Source organism: Phormidium tenue FACHB-1052 (assembly GCF_014696675.1).
Taxonomy (GTDB): Bacteria; Cyanobacteriota; Cyanobacteriia; order Phormidesmidales; family Phormidesmidaceae; genus Nodosilinea; species Nodosilinea tenuis_A.
On the sequence record NZ_JACJQN010000001.1, the window covers coordinates 45,914 to 62,579 of the forward strand.

Below are 16,666 nucleotides of genomic sequence, written 5' to 3' on the forward strand. Positions count from 1 at the left end.
GAAGCGTTGCCTGCAAAACGCTGCTGCACAAGCATCAACAAACTCCAGGGAAACTACTCACTCAGCTTGGCATCTGCGACCTAAAGGGTGCTGCCAAAACGGCCCGATTTGAGAACAGGCCAACATTCTCAGGCGGGCACCACCGTGCGCTCTAGCCCCGCTAGACCAAAGGCGTTGTGCACAGCCCGCAAGGCCGTAACGCCTTCATCTTCCGCCACTACGCAGCTAATTTTGATCTCTGAGGTAGCAATCATTTGCAGGTTAATGCCCTGTTCTGAGAGCGCTTTAAACATGCGTGCGGCTACGCCAGGGGCATAGATCATGCCGGTGCCGACGACGCTGACCTTGGCGATCGCCTCATCCACCGCCACATCCCCTAGGCCCAGTTCAGCGGCAGCCGACTCCACTACGGCCTTGGCAGTTTGGGCATCGCCCTGGGCCACGGTAAAGGCAATGTCGCGGGTGGCCTGGCCCTGCACCAGACGGCAGCGCTGGGACTGAATGATCATGTCTACGCTAACCCCGTGGGTGGCCAGTAGCTGAAAGATATGGGCCGCCATACCAGGGCGATCGGGCACGTGGCGAATGGCAACTCGAGCCTGCTTGGTATCTAGGGCCGCGCCACGTACCACTGGAGCCTCAGCAGCCGTGGGCGATGCGCCCTGGGGCATGGGAGACGAGGTGACCTCAAAGGCCTCGCAGAGGATCGCAATGGCGCGATCGCAGTCTGCCACATCAATCGTGCAGCTCACCTTTACCTCTGACGTTGAAATCAGCTGAATGTTGATCCCCGCTGCGGCTAGGGAGGAGAACATCTTGGCGGCCACCCCAGGGCGACCAATCATGCCCGCCCCGGCGATGCTAATTTTGGCCATGCGCTGGTCAATCATCACCTCGGCCTGGGTGCTGTCGGTGGGGTTGCTGCGCAGCGCTGGAGCAATAGCCTCGGCCACCGCCTCCGCCCGGTTCAAGTTCGCCCTGACCATGGTGAAAGCAATGTCGTTGGTATTGCCCTCGTGAATCGACTGAATGATCAAATCTACATTCAGCGCCTGGGTGGCCAGTTCGCCAAACAGTCGAGCGGCAATGCCGGGGCGATCGGGAATGCGCAGCAGCGCCACCTTGGCCTGGTCAGTGTCAAACTCCACAGCATCCACCGGCTGGGCTAGCTCTAGCCCTTCGAGGGGTCGGGGTTGAGGTCGCGGAGAAATGACGCGGGTGCCTGGCTCATCGGTCCAGCTCGATCGCACCACCAGGGTGACGCCATAGTTGCGGGCGATCTCCACGGCGCGCGGGTGCAGCACCTTGGCTCCCAAGCTAGCCAGCTCCAGCATTTCATCGCTGGTGATCTCATCCATTAGCTGGGCCTCGGGCACCAAGCGCGGGTCGGTGGTGAGAATGCCCGGCACATCGGTATAGATTTCGCACTTTTCGGCCCCTAGGGCCGCCGCCAGGGCCACCGCTGACGTGTCAGACCCGCCCCGCCCTAAGGTGGTGATCTCTAGATCGGAGGTTTGGCTAATGCCCTGAAACCCAGCCACCACAATCACCTTGCCTTCGTCAATGTGGCGCTTGAGGCGATCGGTTTTGATTTTCAGAATGCGGGCGCGGGTATGCTCGGCTTCGGTGACAATGCCCACCTGAGCACCCGTAAGGGAAATGGCGTCTTGCTCCAAGGCGTGCAGGGCCATGGTCAGCAAAGCGATAGTCACTTGCTCGCCCGTGGAGAGCAGCATGTCCATCTCGCGGCGACTGGGCTGCTTGGTAATCTCGTTGGCGAGCTTCACCAGGCCGTCGGTGGTTTTGCCCATGGCCGACACCACCACCACCACTGAGTGCCCGGCCTCCACTGTGGCTTTGACCCGCTGGGCCACCGCCTGAATGCGCTCCACGGTGCCCACGGAGGTGCCGCCATATTTCTGTACGATCAGCGTCATAGCCGTATTTTTGTCTCCCTGCGATCGCGCGGTCGGCCCTCCTCACCCCGTCGCCAAGGCACAGGAAAGCTCCCCAAATTTTAGCCCCCTTACCGCAACCCAAACATGACGTTGTCTAGATTGGTCGAGTAAGGCCCATAAAAACCAGATCTTTTAATTTATCAGCCTGGCTCCCGCGATCGAAACCCCTGCCCTTCAACTTGTCACAATCTTAGGCGGGCTGCATGGAGCTGCGCGGATATAGCACAGCGCACAGTATTTAGCGGTATCCTGCTTTATAACGAAAAGTAACAACCTGCTTCCCTGGTATTGTCATGCAGACTGTCTCCCGTCCCGACCAAGCCGCTACGGCCCCAGATACAGCCCGCGCCGATGCTTCCCCCACCGTTGAGGTGCCGCCCGTTACCCCCGGCAAGCATCAGGTGGTGATTATTGGCGGCGGCTTTGGTGGTCTCTACGCCGCTCAGCAGCTCGGTCGCGCCGACGTGGAAGTCACCCTGATTGACAAGCGCAACTTTCACCTGTTTCAGCCGCTGCTGTACCAAGTAGCCACTGGCGGCCTTTCCCCCGGCGACATTGCCTCCCCCCTGCGCGGCATTCTCAGCGCCCAAAAGAACACTCGGGTGCTGATGGGGGAAGTCACCAATGTTGACCCTGGCCCGCAGGTGGTCAGCCTCAACGATGGACGCGTTGTGTCCTATGACAGCCTGATTGTAGCCACGGGCATGAGCCACTTCTACTTTGGCCGCGACGACTGGGCCGAGGTCGCCCCCGGCCTCAAAACCGTAGAGGATGCCCTAGAGATGCGGCGGCGCATCTTTGCCGCCTTTGAAAAAGCTGAGAACACCACTGACCCTGAGCTCAGACAAACCCTACTCACCTTTGTGATTGTGGGCGGCGGCCCTACCGGCGTCGAGCTGGCTGGAGCGCTGGCTGAGCTGGCTTTCCACACTCTGCCCAACGACTTTCGCCACATTGACACCACCGACAGCCGCATTCTCTTGATCGAGGGTATGGATCGCGTGCTGCCACCATTCCCGCCCGAGCTATCGACCCGCGCCAATACAGATCTAGAGAAAATGGGTGTCGAGGTGCTGACCCAGTCTTTAGTAACCGATATTTCAGGTCACCAGATCACCCTCAAGCAAGGGGATGAAGTCACCACCCTTCAGGCAGGCACCGTGCTCTGGGCGGCTGGGGTGCGCGACCCCGGCATGGGCGGTATTTTGGCTGAGAGCACAGGGGCAGAGCGCGATCGCTCGGGCCGAGTCATCGTCAACAACGACCTCAGCCTACCCACCCACCCAAATATTTTTGTAGTCGGTGACCTAGCCCACTTTGCCCACCAAGGCGACCGCCCCTTGCCAGGAGTGGCCCCCGTCGCCATGCAGGAGGGCAAATACGTGGCCAAACTCATTCAAAAACAGCTCAAAAACGAAACCCTGCCCCCATTTGAGTACAAAGACACCGGCAGCCTGGCGGTGATTGGTCGTCACGCCGCCGTCGTCAACCTGCCCTGGGCCAAGCTCACTGGCTTTTTTGCCTGGTTTGTGTGGCTGTTTGTGCACATTTTTTATCTGATTGAGTTTGACAACAAGCTCATGGTGATGACCCAGTGGGTAGCCAACTACCTCACCCGCAAGCAGGGATCACGCCTGATTACCGAGAAAGTGTTTGAAAAAGGCGAGGCCCGCGCTCCAGCCACCCCTGGCTAAGGACTCGGAGTTAGCGAGTTATGCAGAAAAGCACCGGACAGCTTGTCTGGTGCTTTTCTGTATTGCCCTACTCTGAAGAATCAGGTGGCGGCAAGGCGATCGCTTTCTAGACTGCTTTACGGTCAAATGGGTAGTATCAAAGGCCAACACTGACTCTCAGCGGTTTCTGCCTTAGGCCATTCCTATTTGCATCCCTATGCCCATCGATCCCCAAACTTTGCCCGACTACGAGCGCGATCTGCTGGCGGCCCTAGCCTACTTTTTAGGGCGCGATCCCGAAGCTCAGGCGCGGGCCTGCCTGTGTATGTATCTGCGCCAGGCCGAACCGCGCATTATGGCTCAGCTGCGCTACTATGCCCATCGCCTGTCGGCGCAAACTGGCGAGCCGATGGAGGCCTATGACTTACTGACGATGATTGCCGAGTCACCCGACGATGTCAGCGCTCTGCTGCCCGACCTGGGCCAAGTGCACGACCCCGATCGGCTCGATGTATTCAGCTAGGTTTTGGCGAGTTAAGTTTCGCAATCTGTGCTGAATTTAACGGGTTGCCTGTGTATAGATCCTATCAAGGCAACTCAGTGGAACTTATGATGGCGTCTTTTTGGTTATCGGGGCTTAGACTACAGTCCAACACCAGTTGGGGACGGTTTGCGCGACTCATGGGGGCAGCGCTGGTAGGCAGTAGCCTGCTAGCCATACCGGGGCAGCGGGCACTGGGCCAATCGAGTGCTACCGCTACCGTGACCGAAATCTTAGACAGCAACCAGGTCTACATTCAAAACCGCGCAGCCCAGGTCAACAGCGTAGCTCAGCAGCGCCAGCAGGTCAGAACTAGGGATGCTCGGGCATCGCTGCGGTTCAACACTGGGGCCGTGGCGCGCCTGGCCCACAACTCTAGTTTGGTTGTGGGGCAATGTGCCCAGCTCAACCGGGGCACGCTGCTGGTCAATGGCAACCTCAACGGCTGCTCGACCACCGTCGTCGCGGGCGTGCGAGGCACAATTTATACCATCGAAGTTACTGACACTGGGGAAACCATTGTTCAGGTCTTTGAGGGAGAGGTCGTGGTGGGGCGCAACGCCAACCCCGAGCCGATTGAGGCAATGTCTAACGACTTTGACCCGCTCGATCCATCCCTAGACCCGGCAATACCCACCACCGATCCGGTGGTTCCCTTCGTTAACCCGATGGAACCCCAGACGCCACCGACTGAGCCATCCCCGGTAGCCCCCCCCGACCCCATCACCCCTGCCCCTGATCCTGTCACGCCTAACCCTGACCCCGTCATTCCACCTAGTACTGAGCCCCCAGCCTCGACGTTTGATCCCATGGGCTTTGGTTCTCCGCTCAAACGTAGCCGTCTGGTAGCCGCCAATTCCCTAGGAGCGGCTAATAAGCAGACTGATGCGTCAACAAGAGATGCCGATGCAGAAACCGTGGAGTTTACGCCAGAAGACTCTATTACCGTAGCGGAAGGGCAACAGGTTGTCGTGGATGCTGAGGAGGATGAGGCGGTGATTTCACCCCTGAGCCCGGAGGATTTTATCGACCTGCTAGAAGGTCCGCTGATTGACGGGTTTGCGGTCGAAATACCGGGTATGGCTAACCTGCGCCGCTCCTTCGAGCAACTGTTTCCAGGCATACCGTTGCCCTACTATTGGGTGCCCGCCATTCCTAGCCCACCGATCCGCTTTCCCTTTCCGTTCTAACGGTAAGCTTCCAGCATAGGGAGCAGGCGGATGGTGGAAGAACGGTAGAGGCATTGTCAAACTTTTGGGGCTGTGCCAGAACTACTCGTTCAGCGTTGGCGTCTTAGGGAGCGGTTGCTGTGGTTAGATCCTATCGACGTATCTTTCAGCTGGGACACGGGCTGATGGTGAGCTGGGCGGTGTTTGGGGCGATCGCCCTCACCTCCCAGCACCCGTGGATCGTGCTGATTGAGGGGCAGGCTCAGTCGTTTTTGCTTCGGCTGCGGGGGCCAGTGTCCCCACCCGAAGAAATTGTGATTGTGGGCATTGACGAATATTCGCTGACCCAGGGCGATCTGTACCAGGCCGATCCAGAACGCTATCCGTTTTTGGAACCCCTGGCAATCTGGCCCTGGCAGCGCCAAGCCTATGCCCAGGCCATTGAGCAGCTGATGGCGGCTGGGGCTAAGGCTGTAGCCCTTGATGTGCTGCTGGTTGACCCCAGCGGCTACGGCCCCGATGATGATGCAGCTTTAGATGCGACCCTGGCTCGGTGGGGCGATCGCGTGGCCCTAGCCGCCGCCTACGACGTGTCGAGCAGCGACTTTGGTCTGTTTACTAACCTGCTAGAGCCTGTCTATAGCAGCCAGACCCAGGTGGGCCTGATCAACCTGGAGGTTGATGCCGACGGCAAGCATCGCGCCTTTCCCGATCGCGGCATTGAAACCCTGCGGCAGGCCCACCAATTCTCTGATAATTTACCCTCTCTGGCAGGGGCCACCCTGGCGGCGGCCAACTATCCCAGCCCAGCGCGCCAGAGCGAACAGCTCTTCTTTTACGGCCCAGCGGGCAGCTTCCCGGTGGTGTCGTTTGTGCAGTTGCTTGACCCCACCAACTGGCCCCTAATCGCCGATCAGTTTGAAGGCAAAATTGTGCTGATCGGCCCCATGGCCACGTCGTTTCAAGACCGCAAGCGCACCCCCAGCGATGACGCCATGCCAGGGGTTGAAATCCACGCCCACGCCCTAGCCGCGCTGATGGAGGATCGGGTAGTTAACCCTGCGATCGCCAACCCCCTGGCCCAGGGCTTGCTGACGGCGATCGCCATTGGCGCGATCGGCCTGGGGCTCGGCTACCGCTTTACGCAGCCCGTGCCTAGGCTGGTGGGCTTTGTGGGCGCGATCGCCACCTGGGGCGCGATCGCCTACCTGCTGATGGTGCATGGCGATCGCCTCATGCCCGTCGCCATCCCCGTCGCCTGTCTGGGCATGGGCGGTGTCACCTACATCGCCACCGGGGCCGTCAGCAACCGCCTCGAAGAACAGCGCCTGCGCCGCACCCTAGAGCGCTACGTAGCCCCGTCGGTGGCCCAAGAAATTCTCAACCAGCCCGAAGACTTTACCAGTCTCACCGTAGGGCAAAAGTTTCAGGCAGCGGTGCTGTTTTCAGACATTCGCGGGTTTAGCCGCATTTCGTACCAGTTGGGGGCAGTTGAAACCGTCAGCTTGCTCAACTCCTACCTCGATGTGATGGTGGACGCCATTCTGGAGCACCGGGGCACCATCGACAAGTTTATTGGCGATGCGGTGATGGCCGAGTTCGGCGCGCCCAAATCCCTCGGGCCAGAGCAGGACGCTCTGGGGGCCATCTCCGCTGCCTTGGCCATGCGAAAGGCGCTCGCTACCCTGCGCGTCTCCCTCAAAGAAAAAGGACTGCCGCCACTTTTCAACGGCATCGGTATCAGCTATGGCGAGCTGGTGGTGGGCAATGTGGGGTCGGTGCAGCGGCTAGAATACACCGCCATTGGCGACACCGTGAACGTCGCTAGCCGCATTGAGGGACTCACCAAAATGGTTGGCACCGATCTGCTGATCACCCAGCCCTGCTACGACTTGGTGAAAGACCACATCATCACCATCGACCACGGCACGCACTTTTTGGCCGGGCGCGAGCAAGAATCGGTTCAAGTGTACGGCGTCGTGGCCTTTAAAAACGAAAGCGACGACCTCTATCAGCAAGTGCAAAAAGACCTGATTCAACACTTGAGCCAGCCGAAGGCCATAACCCTGACCAGCAGAGAAAAACCGACCTGACATCGAGAAGAAACGACACAAAAAAGGGGGAGTCAGCTTAGATGCTGATCTCACCCCTTAGCGTCTAACTTTTAGGGAAGTAGACGGTGTTAAATCTCACTGTTGAGCGAACTAGACAGCGGCCAGCTCAGGGGCGGGGCGCTTGCTGTGGCGAATGCCTTCGATCGCCGCTGCATAGTCGGGCGCGTTAAACACTGCCGAACCAGCCACGATCGCATTGGCCCCAGCCTCTAGCACCTGCCAGGTGTTGTTGGCCTTGAGGCCACCATCCACTTCAATCCAGGGATTTAAACCGCGCTCGTCGCACATGGTGCGCAGGGCACGAATTTTGTCGACCATGGTGGGAATGAAGCTTTGGCCGCCAAAGCCGGGGTTAACGCTCATGATCAGCACCAGATCGCAAAGATCGAGCACATTCTCGATCAGCGATAGCGGGGTGCCGGGGTTAAGCACCACGCCCGCCTCTTTGCCCAGTTCTTTGATTTGGCCGAGGGTGCGGTGCAGGTGAGGTGAGGCGTTATGCTCGCAATGAACCGTGATGATGTCAGCGCCAGCCTTGGCAAAGTCGGCCACATACTTCTCCGGCTCAACGATCATCAAGTGCACGTCGAGGGGCTTTTGGGTGACGGGGCGAATCGCCTCGACAATCAGGGGGCCAATGGTGATATTGGGCACAAAGCGACCATCCATCACGTCCACATGAATCCAGTCGGCACCGGCTTTGTCAGCAGCCTTGATCTCTTCGCCCAAACGGCTAAAGTCGGCTGACAAAATTGACGGAGAGATGACGACGGAATTTTTGTTAGAAGAGGTGTGAGGCATGGGGAATGGTTCTCCTGTGCGTTTGTGTTTATCGTAACAAAGTCTTAAAATCTCTTCTCACAAAAGTTCTAGATTTGAGAGAATTCACCATCAATATATGATGAAGCCCTGGGATCGCCCAAGGGGCAAAGGTTTCGTCAAGCTAAAAAAATTGATCTCCCCGTAGGTTGGGTGAAACCCAACACCAGACTGGGTTTTGTTGGGTTCCGCTCCGCTCAACCCGACCTACATAGTTGATTTTGACCAGCCATTAGGCATTCGACAGTCGAGCCATCGCTTGACCCGCCAGTGCAGCGTGGGTCTCGGCCAGCAGGTGCGGAATTTTCTCGGCGTGGGGGCTGCGGCGCAAGCATTCAGACAGATCGACCTGGCTCAGGTGCTCGGCCTTTTCGCCGGGGAACCAGTGGCCTGCGTTGCCCAGCATGTTGTAGCGGGCCTTGGCGTAGTCTTCCATATCAAAGGCAAGCAGCAGATTGCGCAGCCGCAAAATGGCGGGGATATTGATGTGGCCAGGGGTGTCGTCGGGGCTGGGCAGGCCGATCGCCCAGGTGCGGAGCCAGTCTTCGCCCAGAACGGCTTGGGCGTGGCGGTGCAGGCGATCGCACACCGGTTTGAGGTGCCGATCAGCGTTCTCTAGCAGAGGCAGGGTCTTGAGGTGCTCGTCAAAGTCGGTGGGCTGCGCCGCGCCAATGCTGAGGGTGTGCACCTGGGGGTGGCTGAGGCAAAACAGATCGTTAAACACCATCGGGCTGAGCGGGTCGCACAGTTCTACTAGCTTGGCGGGAGGATTATAGAGGTGCCCACCTTTGTCAGACGGGCTGATGATGAAGACGCCGACATCGTGGCGCTGGGCAGTGTCGATCGCAGCCCAATTGTCTTGATTGACGTAGTACCAGTGCAGGTTGACGTAGTCGAATTGGTCAGAGGCGATCGCCCGCTGAATTACCGCCGTCGGTGCATGGGTCGAAAAGCCAATAAACCGCACCCGCCCCTGCCGCTGAAACTCGCGGGCTACCTCCATGCAGCCGCCGGGGCGCAGAGTCCAGTCTAAAATTTCGGCGGTGTTGATGCCGTGGAGGCCGAGCAGGTCAACGGTGTCTAACCGGAGGTTGGCCAGCGATTGAGTCAGGTTTTGGCGAAACTCAGCCGGGTCGGCGGTGGGGGAAACTTTGGTTTGCACAATCAGGCGATCGCGCTCTAGCCTCGGCAAAATTTGCCCCAGCTGAATTTCAGACGTACCGTAGCCCCGCGCCGTTTCGATGTGGTTAATGCCCACATCTAGGGCGCGGTGAATGGTGGCTGCCAGATTCTCCTGATTTTTCTGGGGAACGTCCTCTAGGAGCACATCTTTCCAGGAGTGCTGATACCGCATGCCGCCGCAGGAGAACACGGGCATCTGAAGCTCGGTACGACCAAAGCGTCGGTACTGCATAGGGGGTGAGTTCTCAAAAGGACTTATCCATCACGGTAAGCAAGGGATTGCTGGTTGTAAAGGTTAGGCCACCCATGGGTTGGTGCCTGCTCTACAATCATCGCTGCTTTGCGCTGCGACGAGAGTAGAACTAGCTGTTCAATCGATGGGGGCTTCGAGGGTTTTGACCGTCTTGGGCAGCAAAAACGACAGCCCCAAGCACAGGAGGCACAGCGCCAAAATAACCAGCAGCGTGCTCTGCATCGCCTCGATCGCAGCCGTTTGCAAAATACCGTTGAGCGCGGGCTGAATCGAATCAGGCAGCTGGTTGAACAGGTCTCGGCGATCGCTGCGCCGCAGGGTTTGAATGGCCACCTGTAATGAGCGAATTGCATTCCGCCGCACCTCAGGCTCCACCGACTGCCCCAGCTCGGCCACAATGCCATCGACAATTTTGTAAGAGGCCACACTGATCAGCAGCGTACCCAAAATACCTCGCCCCAGCGAAGCCCCCAGGTTTTGAAACGGGCGGTATACGCCGCGCGCTTCGGCTTTTTGGTCTTTGAGGGTGTCAGCAAAGGTGAGAGAGGTGATGTAGGTGGTGAACAGCCCTGTGCCTGCGCCCATCACCACCAGGGCAGGCACTAAACCCAGGGATGTTACCGGCGGGCCAACGGCAGCCACCAGCATGGCAATGCCCACACTCTTAACCAACAGCCCCGCCTGAAGCAGGTAACGGGGCGGAAACTGGGGCCGTCGCTTGACCAGCGCCAGCAGCACGGCCAGTTGAGCAATGGTAGAGGGCATGACCGCAATGGAGGTTTGTACCGGGTTGAGCCCCACCACCGCCGGAATGAACTGAAACAGGTTGAACTGCACTCCCACCGTCGTCATGGTGTGCAGGGTGCCAATGATTAACCCCAGGGTGTAAATGCGGCGGCTAAACACCCCCAGGCGCAGCAGAGATGGCTGGCCCTGGCGCGTCCTGGCCCGCTCCCAAAACACTAAGATTCCCAGGCAGATCAACCCCGTCGCGATCAACACCGGGGCGATGGAAATGCCGAAGGGGGCTAGGGCAAAATCTAGAACCTGGGGTTTGCCCTTGGGCTGCCACCAGCCCAGTTCTGAGGCCAGGCTCAGCCCCACCAGCGTAAACCCAAACCCCGCCACCGAGAGCAGCCCCCCCAGCCAGTCAATGGGCAACGTTTGGGCGGGGACAGGCACCGCTATGGGTTTTATCAGCAGCCAAATAATAGGAATTAGCCCCAGCTCAAAGGCAAAGGCCCAGCGCCAGCTAAAGTCAAAGGCCATCACCCCGCCCGTAATCGAGCCGACCAGGGCACCGAGCACGCCTGCGATCGCCAATGCCACCAGCCCATACCGCTGGGCCAGCTCGTCGGGGTAGAGGGTATCCATCAGCGCCACGGGGGTGCTGACCAGCACCGCTCCCGCCACCCCAATCAGCCCCGCCAACCCCAGGGTAAACAGGCCAATGCTGGGGCTCAGAATAATTGCCACCAGCCCTAGGGCAAAGACCCCCAGGGCGATCGCCAGCATCGGGCGGCGGCCTAGCCGCTGGCTCAGATTCTCAGCAGTGGGGGTAAACGAGGCCGTCACCAGCGACATCAGCACCAGGGCCGACTGCACATAGCCCACGCTAGAGTCAAACTCCTGCACCAGGGGCGGCATAATCGGCTGCACCACCCCCAGGGTGTAGGACAGCATAAAGAGCATCAGGCACAGCCCCAGGGGCTGGCCCCACGGCACTTTCAGGGCTGCCGAGTTAACCATGGCCGTGGGCATGGGGGATATTTTGCTCCCCTACTCTTTCCGCTCCACCTAATCTCCCCATTAACAGAGGTAGTAGAGGGATGCATCTACTGGGCTTAGGCACCGTTGCTCTCCTGATTCGTCTCACTGAAGGTAGGATTGCCGAGTGGGCCAGCGCCGTTGGTGCCCTGCACCACAAACGAGGGCGCTTTGTAGTCGGCGGGCAGATAGTCGGCGGGAATGGTGGAGTGGTTGCCGTCGCGCAGGGCCGAGAAAGCGGGCGACAAAATCTCGATGTCGGCGGCGTTGCAGTAGTCCTGAATGTTTTGGTGCAGTCGAGAGTAAATGTCGGGCATTTTTGACGGCGAGGCCGTGAAGGCATTGAGTTCGTAGCTGACGTTAAAGTCGTTGAGGGCGGTTTGCAGCACAAAGGGAGCAGGCACAGGCACAACATCAGCCGTTGCCCTCGCCGCCTCAATCAGCACCTCATGCACCTTGCGCCAGGGCAGGTCGTAGCCCATGGTAACGGTGGTGTAGAGCAGCAGATGGCCGCTAGATTCGCGGCAGATAGCGCTGTAGTTGATCACATTGCTGTTGAGCACCGACGCGTTGGGAATGGTGACCGTCTCCTGCTTGGGGGTGAGCACCCGCGTCACAAACAGCGATTTGTCTTGCACCTCGCCCACCACATCATTGATGCGAATAAAATCCTTGAGCTGAAAGGCGCGGGTGTAGATCAAAATAATTCCCGACAGGGCGTTGGCCACCGCCGACGATGACCCCAACGTCAGCAGCGCCCCCAAAAATAGCGAAATGCCCTGAAACGCGGGGGAACCAAACCCTGGCAGGTAGGGGCCGACGATCACCATGGCGATCGCCACAATCAGCAGCATCGCCAAGCGGTTCGTCGGCTGCACCCACTCGGGGTAAAACCAGGGGTAAACATCGTGGCGACCCAGCTCGATAATCACCTGCCGAGCAAACTCAATTACGTAGTAGGTGAGCAGGGCAATCACTCCAATCATCGCCAGCTTAGGCAGGTAGGCCACAAACCCCTGGGCCAGCAGACTGAGGCGAAAGGCAATGTCTTGCAGCAGGCTGTCGCCAAAGGCCGCCGTCGCCGGAAACTGGCTGAGCACAAAGGGCACGTATAGGTACAGCGCCAGCAAAATCAGCACCGGGCGCAGCAGCCGCACCAGCCCGCCTAGCAGGTAGCTGGTGGCCCCCGACCCCAACACCCGCACCGCTTGAATTTGCAGGGTCAGGCTATCGGCCTCCCGCCGCTGGCGAATGTAGGTCAACAGCTTAGAGCTACCAAACAAAATGCCCCGCAGCACCAAAAACACCGCTATGGTGCTGAGAACGGTCATGCCTACACTGGTGGCAATGCGCCGCAGGCTGCGGCGATCGCGGTAGTCACTCACCCCCTGCTGAATCCGCTCCACCGCATCGGCGGCCAGTTCTGGATGGGACAGACCGTAGGCCGCCACATCATTCTGGCGCACGGTGAACAGCACGGTGTCACCCGCCAGCACCACCGTCTGGGTGCCTGTAGACTGGGCGCGAATGGCGTCGGGGCTCAGGTCGGGGTCGGCAGCGATCGCCCCGAGCCGCTGGGTAATGATGCCAGCCCGCTCCTCCGCTGTGGTGACGCCATCCACCCCCTGCTTAACGTAAAACAGCGGCTCCCCATCCAGCGTCACCGGAAACCCATCGACCTTATTGCCTACTGCCTCGGGGCGAACGGGGCTAGCGTCGGCTGGGCTGGGGGAATCGGCGATCGCCAGGGCCGGAGGCAACCCCACCAGCAGCACCACAGACAGCCCCAGCAGCAGCCAGCGCCTCAACCGCCGCCTCTGAATGCGCCAATCTGCTAAAAAACCCATAGCGTTGATTACTAGCTGGCTGTAGAACACCAAACCCTTACCCAGGCTGATTGGGTATAAGCAGTTTAGGACGGCTAACTGCTGGGCATACAGAATCATGTATTTCCTTAAAAAACGGGCTCCTAAAAAACGAGCGATCGTGGCCAAAGGCAATTACATTCGCTAGCTCTGCTACCCGCAAATACAAAAATAGCCGAGGGCTACGATTCCGCTTAGCCCTCGGCTATTTTCAAACTAAAATTTGCAATCTCTACAGCTTGCGAACGCTGGCCTGACCGTCTTTGACTTCGCCCACCAGCACTTCGGTGGCTACGCCCACAAATAGGCCGTTGTCGAGCACGCCGGGAATGTTGTTGATAGTTTTCTCTAGCCCGGCAGGGTCATCGATCGCGTCAAATTTCACATCCAAAATCATGTTGCCCTGGTCGGTGATCACCGGGCCGTCTTTTTTAATGCCCATCCGCAGGTCGGGCTTGCCGCCCAGAGCTTCTAGAGCTTTAGTGACAGGGGTAACGGCCAACGGCATGACTTCCACGGGCAGCGCAAAGGTGGTGCCGAGCTTGTCAACCAGCTTGGAGCTGTCCACAACAACGATAAATTCTTTGGCGAGAGAATCCACAATTTTCTCCCGGGTGTGGGCAGCACCACCACCCTTCACCAGGTTCATTTGAGGGTCAACCTCGTCGGCCCCGTCAATCGCCAAAGCGATCTCATCGCCTTCGTCCAGCGTGGTGAGGGGAATGCCGTACTGCTTAGCCAGCACCGACGCCTGAAAGGAAGTGGGCACACCTTTAATATTGCTGATTTCACCGCTAGCCAGCCGTTCGCCAATGAACTGGATGGCGTAGGCGGTGGTCGATCCGGTGCCCAGACCCACTACGGTATTTGACTGCACCCGCGCCGCTGCCTGACGACCCACTTCCTGCTTCATCAATTTAACAGGATCCATCTCGGTCATAACTCTAGTTCCTCGTAAATCACTGCGTTTTCGGGATCTAGCATGACCTAAAGCGGGGCGGCTGCATAGGGAGGGGTGAGGGGGTGGATGGGTAGATGGGTGGATGGGTGGGGGATGTTCAGATTTGTTGGGGTTCTTGATGCTGGGAAGGGGGGTGATCCGCTTTGAGGCGGTAACCTCTGACTCGCTAACATCGTAGTGTGGGTAGTGTCCACCATCCTCAATTGGGCTTTGTGCTGTGCCTTTACCTCCGACGTTCCTTAGCAGCCTGTCGTCTGGTCTCAGCGAGGCGGGCTATCAGCGGTTTTGGCACTGGCGGGGCTGGCGCATTCGCTACTGGTTTCACCCTGGGCCGGGGGATGCGGCGGTGCCGCCCGTGCTGCTGATTCACGGGTTTGGGGCCAACCTTAACCAGTGGCGGCACAACCTGCCGGCCCTGAGCCGAGTGGCTCCGGTCTATGCCATTGACCTGCTGGGTTTTGGCGATTCTGAGAAGGCGGCAACGCTCTACGGCGCAGAGCTGTGGGCGGCCCAGGTGAGCGATTTCATTCAGCAGGTGATTGGTCAGCCAGTGGCGCTGGTGGGTCATTCCCTTGGGGCGCTGGTGGCGCTGACGGCTACTCACAACCACCCCGACTGGGTGCGGCAGCTGGCGCTGATCACTCTGCCGCTGGAGGCCAACCGCGAAGATCTGGTGGCGGGCTGGGTGGCGGCCCTGGCGCTGCGGGTCGAGAGTCTGGTGGCCAACCCGCTGCTGATGCGATCGCTCTTTGCTCTGGTACGTCGCCCCAGCATTTTGCGGCGAGCGCTGGCGGGCATCTACACGGTGGCTGAACGGGTAGACGATGACCTGGTTAATTTGTTTGCGCTGCCTCCCTGCGATCGCGGCGCGGCCCGAACGCTGTGTTATCTGGTGCGATCGCGCACCGATCCCAGTTTTAGTCCCTCGGTTAAAGATATGCTCGCCACGCTAGCAATCCCCACACTGCTGCTTTGGGGCGATCAAGATCGCGTGGTTCCCGTGGGGCTGGCCGCAGGGTTGACGGCCTTGAGCCCGCACCTTTCCCTAGAGGTGGTGCCCGATGTGGGCCACTGCCTCTATGACGAAACCGACGCCGATTTTAACGCCCGCGTAGAGGCCTGGCTGCGGGGCACAAGCCCGACCTTGCAGCCCTGCTAGCCTAGTAGGGCCGCGACACTGGCCCTGCCGAACGCCCCTGCCCCTGTGGGAGCGAGCGCTTTGTGCGCCACTTGCGAATTGCCTGGGCCTCTCGCTGAATGGGGGTTAAGTAGGCATCGCTGGGTAGATCAGCAGACCCGTCGCCAAACTCGTTGGGTGGGTGCTGACGCGTATTCATGCAGCCCGCCAGCACGTCGAGGTGAGGCTCTAGCTCCAGAGCGCGCTCCAATTCATCGACGGTGGTGTAGCGGTCTTGGGAATCGGGCAGCAGCATGCGATCGAGCACCATGGTCAGGTGGGGGCTGACGGTGACGGTGTGGTGCCAGCGAATCACCCCGCTGTGGGGGTCTTGATCAAACTCGATGGGGGTGCGGGCGGTGAGCAGATAGAGGCAGGTCATGCCCAGGGCGTAGACATCGCTGGCGTAGCAGGGGCGCAGGGCCAGCTGCTCGGGCGGGGCAAAGCCAGGGGTGCCGACAAACTGAGTGGCCGGGGCCTGCATCGCGCCTTCATCCACGTCGGAGAGAAACTCCCGCACGGCCCCAAAGTCAATCAGCACTAGGCGGCGATCGCGCTCGCTGCGAATGATATTGGGAGGCTTAATGTCGCGGTGAATGATGCGATTGCGGTGAATGAACCGTACCACCGGAATAATTTCGCGCAGAAAATATTTGACCTGGGCCTCAGTCAGCCGCCCCGCCCGCCGCACCTCCTGGGCCAGGGTTTCGCCATGCACGTACTCCTGCACCAGGTAAAACTCGCCCCCAGTAGTGAAGTAGTCGAGCAGCTGCGGAATCTGGGAGTGACTACCCAAACTGGCCAGCGCCCGAGCCTCACGGCGAAACCGTACCTTGGCCCGCTCTAGCGACAGCTCGCTGCCCGCCTTGGGGCAGAGCTGCTTAATCACGCAGTAGGGCTCCCCCGGCAGAGTGGCGTTTTGAGCCAGGTAGGTGACGCCAAAGCCGCCCTGACCCAGCTTTTTAAGCACGCGGTAGCGATCGCGAAACAACCGATGCGACTGGTAGTAGTGGCGAATTTCAGAATTGGCTGCCCGGTCGAGGGGTTGGCCCGGTGAATTGACCATATTTGTTTGTCCTGGCCTCAAAAGAGGGGAAGATGCCTGTTTCCCAGTTTAATAATGAGCCAACCGGGCTATGGCTCTAGAGCAGTTAAAAATGCGCAGGAACACAAAACGCGAGTACATT

Annotated in this window: 12 protein-coding genes; 5 read left to right on the top strand and 7 right to left on the bottom strand. The window is 59.2% G+C overall.

Annotated features, from left to right (window positions below):
- Nucleotides 1-128: 128 nt before the first annotated feature.
- Entirely contained in the window at nucleotides 129-1,937 is a 1,809-nt protein-coding gene (locus H6G07_RS00215; RefSeq protein ID WP_073606961.1) for an aspartate kinase, read from the bottom strand.
- 314 nt (nucleotides 1,938-2,251) lie between these two features.
- Between H6G07_RS00215 and H6G07_RS00220 the strand changes: the two genes are divergently transcribed.
- The 4 genes from H6G07_RS00220 to H6G07_RS00235 all read left to right on the top strand — a co-directional run bounded on the left by H6G07_RS00220 (nucleotide 2,252) and on the right by H6G07_RS00235 (nucleotide 7,434).
- Entirely contained in the window at nucleotides 2,252-3,652 is a 1,401-nt protein-coding gene (locus tag H6G07_RS00220) for an NAD(P)/FAD-dependent oxidoreductase (RefSeq protein WP_073606960.1), read from the top strand.
- Nucleotides 3,653-3,848: 196 nt separating this feature from the next.
- Nucleotides 3,849-4,154 carry a hypothetical protein gene (locus H6G07_RS00225; RefSeq protein WP_073606959.1) on the top strand — a complete coding sequence of 102 codons (306 nt, stop codon included), beginning with the start codon at nucleotides 3,849-3,851 and terminating at the stop codon, nucleotides 4,152-4,154.
- A gap of 89 nt (nucleotides 4,155-4,243) precedes the next feature.
- Complete coding sequence (locus H6G07_RS00230) at nucleotides 4,244-5,362, top strand: FecR family protein (protein WP_139296905.1); 1,119 nt, start codon at nucleotides 4,244-4,246, stop codon at nucleotides 5,360-5,362.
- Nucleotides 5,363-5,481: 119 nt separating this feature from the next.
- Complete coding sequence (locus tag H6G07_RS00235) at nucleotides 5,482-7,434, top strand: CHASE2 domain-containing protein (RefSeq protein ID WP_139296904.1); 1,953 nt, start codon at nucleotides 5,482-5,484, stop codon at nucleotides 7,432-7,434.
- 111 nt (nucleotides 7,435-7,545) lie between these two features.
- Here the strand turns inward: H6G07_RS00235 and rpe are convergent, their stop codons facing one another.
- The 5 genes from rpe to rpiA all read right to left on the bottom strand — a co-directional run bounded on the left by rpe (nucleotide 7,546) and on the right by rpiA (nucleotide 14,281).
- Nucleotides 7,546-8,256, bottom strand: a complete 711-nt coding sequence (gene rpe / locus H6G07_RS00240) for a ribulose-phosphate 3-epimerase (protein WP_073606956.1) — start codon at nucleotides 8,254-8,256, stop codon at nucleotides 7,546-7,548.
- A gap of 250 nt (nucleotides 8,257-8,506) precedes the next feature.
- A complete protein-coding gene (locus H6G07_RS00245; protein WP_073606955.1) occupies nucleotides 8,507-9,688 on the bottom strand; it encodes an aldo/keto reductase in 1,182 nt (393 codons plus the stop codon).
- A 138-nt stretch (nucleotides 9,689-9,826) separates the two neighbouring features.
- A complete protein-coding gene (locus H6G07_RS00250; protein ID WP_084172864.1) occupies nucleotides 9,827-11,470 on the bottom strand; it encodes an MFS transporter in 1,644 nt (547 codons plus the stop codon).
- 83 nt (nucleotides 11,471-11,553) lie between these two features.
- Complete coding sequence (locus tag H6G07_RS00255; RefSeq protein WP_073607077.1) at nucleotides 11,554-13,323, bottom strand: mechanosensitive ion channel family protein; 1,770 nt, start codon at nucleotides 13,321-13,323, stop codon at nucleotides 11,554-11,556.
- A gap of 250 nt (nucleotides 13,324-13,573) precedes the next feature.
- Nucleotides 13,574-14,281 (bottom strand): ribose-5-phosphate isomerase RpiA, encoded by a 708-nt coding sequence (rpiA, locus tag H6G07_RS00260; RefSeq protein WP_073606954.1) that lies wholly within the window; start codon nucleotides 14,279-14,281, stop codon nucleotides 13,574-13,576.
- Between the two features lie 238 nt (nucleotides 14,282-14,519).
- On the opposite strand from rpiA, the gene H6G07_RS00265 reads away from it, so the two are divergent.
- Complete coding sequence (locus tag H6G07_RS00265) at nucleotides 14,520-15,461, top strand: alpha/beta fold hydrolase (RefSeq protein ID WP_199311829.1); 942 nt, start codon at nucleotides 14,520-14,522, stop codon at nucleotides 15,459-15,461.
- 1 nt (nucleotide 15,462) lies between these two features.
- On the opposite strand, the gene H6G07_RS00270 is transcribed toward H6G07_RS00265, so the two are convergent.
- Nucleotides 15,463-16,545 (bottom strand): serine/threonine-protein kinase, encoded by a 1,083-nt coding sequence (locus H6G07_RS00270; protein WP_073606953.1) that lies wholly within the window; start codon nucleotides 16,543-16,545, stop codon nucleotides 15,463-15,465.
- Nucleotides 16,546-16,666 lie beyond the last annotated feature (121 nt).

What these genes read in the sequence shown, in the direction of transcription:
- H6G07_RS00230 (WP_139296905.1), top strand. Translation starts at nt 4,244, where the DNA reads ATGGCGTCTTTTTGGTTATCGGGGCTTAGACTACAGTCCAACACCAGT.
- rpiA (WP_073606954.1), bottom strand. Translation starts at nt 14,281, where the DNA reads ATGACCGAGATGGATCCTGTTAAATTGATGAAGCAGGAAGTGGGTCGT.
- H6G07_RS00215 (WP_073606961.1), bottom strand. Translation starts at nt 1,937, where the DNA reads ATGACGCTGATCGTACAGAAATATGGCGGCACCTCCGTGGGCACCGTG.
- H6G07_RS00270 (WP_073606953.1), bottom strand. Translation starts at nt 16,545, where the DNA reads ATGGTCAATTCACCGGGCCAACCCCTCGACCGGGCAGCCAATTCTGAA.
- rpe (WP_073606956.1), bottom strand. Translation starts at nt 8,256, where the DNA reads ATGCCTCACACCTCTTCTAACAAAAATTCCGTCGTCATCTCTCCGTCA.
- H6G07_RS00250 (WP_084172864.1), bottom strand. Translation starts at nt 11,470, where the DNA reads ATGCCCACGGCCATGGTTAACTCGGCAGCCCTGAAAGTGCCGTGGGGC.
- H6G07_RS00220 (WP_073606960.1), top strand. Translation starts at nt 2,252, where the DNA reads ATGCAGACTGTCTCCCGTCCCGACCAAGCCGCTACGGCCCCAGATACA.
- H6G07_RS00225 (WP_073606959.1), top strand. Translation starts at nt 3,849, where the DNA reads ATGCCCATCGATCCCCAAACTTTGCCCGACTACGAGCGCGATCTGCTG.
- H6G07_RS00245 (WP_073606955.1), bottom strand. Translation starts at nt 9,688, where the DNA reads ATGCAGTACCGACGCTTTGGTCGTACCGAGCTTCAGATGCCCGTGTTC.
- H6G07_RS00255 (WP_073607077.1), bottom strand. Translation starts at nt 13,323, where the DNA reads ATGGGTTTTTTAGCAGATTGGCGCATTCAGAGGCGGCGGTTGAGGCGC.